This window comes from Actinoplanes sp. KI2 (assembly GCF_025630775.1).
Classification (GTDB): domain Bacteria; phylum Actinomycetota; class Actinomycetes; order Mycobacteriales; family Micromonosporaceae; genus Actinoplanes.
In genome coordinates this window covers 1-466 of sequence record NZ_JAOSZE010000158.1, presented here as the reverse complement: position 1 = coordinate 466, position 466 = coordinate 1, and the positions used below count along the sequence as shown (strand labels likewise).

Below are 466 nucleotides of genomic sequence, written 5' to 3'. Positions count from 1 at the left end.
ATTTCCTTCTGGGCCGCGGCGGCGGCGGTGGCGTCGGTGCCGCCGGTGCTGGCCGACTGGACCGACAGGTCACGCATGCGCTGCAGGATCGAGGTGACCTCGTTGAGCGAGCCTTCAGCGGTCTGCGCGACGCTGACGCCGTCCTGGGTGTTGCGCACGGCGACCTTGAGACCGCCGATCTGCGCGCGCAGGCCCTCGGAGATGGTGAGGCCGGCGGCGTCGTCGGCGGCGCGGTTGATGCGGAAGCCGCTGGAGAGCTTCTCCAGGGACTTGGACATCTGGCTGTCGGTGATCGACAGGTTCCGGTAGGCGTTCTGCGCGGCGATGTTCTGGTTGATGCGGAGACCCATGGGTTTTCCTCCTTGAGAAGGGTCCGGCCGGCCCGTCCGTGAGCCGTGGTGTTACGCCGGGTCAATCGGCTCGTCGCCGACGGTCATGAGCAGTCTCCGAGATTTCCTCGCCCTTT

Annotated in this window: 1 pseudogene; it reads right to left on the bottom strand. The window is 67.2% G+C overall.

Features of this window, described 5'->3' with window-relative positions:
• Positions 1 to 350: pseudogene (locus ODJ79_RS46755) on the bottom strand (flagellin); the annotation flags it as partial.
• Between the last annotated feature and the right edge of the window lie 116 nt (positions 351 to 466).